At 80.9% G+C, this 393-nt stretch carries 1 protein-coding gene; it reads right to left on the bottom strand.

The window, feature by feature from the left end; genetic code table 11:
• Positions 1–17: 17 nt before the first annotated feature.
• Positions 18–393 (bottom strand): DUF4115 domain-containing protein (locus tag E2C05_RS32550; RefSeq protein WP_205083328.1); only part of this gene is annotated, 376 nt, incomplete at its 5' end.

Raw genomic sequence — 393 nt, 5'->3', positions numbered from 1 at the left:
GCGCCGGCGGGGCCGCCCTATTGCGGCGGGGCCGCCGGCGCGGCGGGCCGCGGCGGGGCCGGCGCCGCCGCCGGCAGGATCGGCTGGCCGGATTTCAGCTTCTCGGCCTCCATCACCAGGTCGCGCCGCACCGACTGCCCGGGGCCGAGGCCGGGCGTCACCTGGCCGTCCACCAGCACCTCGAGCCCCGGCGCATTGCCGGTGGAGAGCAGCAGCCCATCCCGCGGCGGCACCTGCCAGGTCTCGCCCGGGCGCAGCACGCGGTTGACCAGCACCGCGCCGCGCGGCTCCCGCACCTGGATCCAGACTTCGGCCCTGGCGCGCAGCAGCACGCGGCCCTCGGCGGCGGGCGGGGGCGCGGCGGGCAGGGCGGGCACCGGCTGGGGCGCTGCC

Source organism: Paracraurococcus ruber, from assembly GCF_004353985.1.
Classification (GTDB): Bacteria; Pseudomonadota; Alphaproteobacteria; order Acetobacterales; family Acetobacteraceae; genus Paracraurococcus; species Paracraurococcus ruber.
This window is presented reverse-complemented; position numbering and strand designations above follow the sequence as displayed.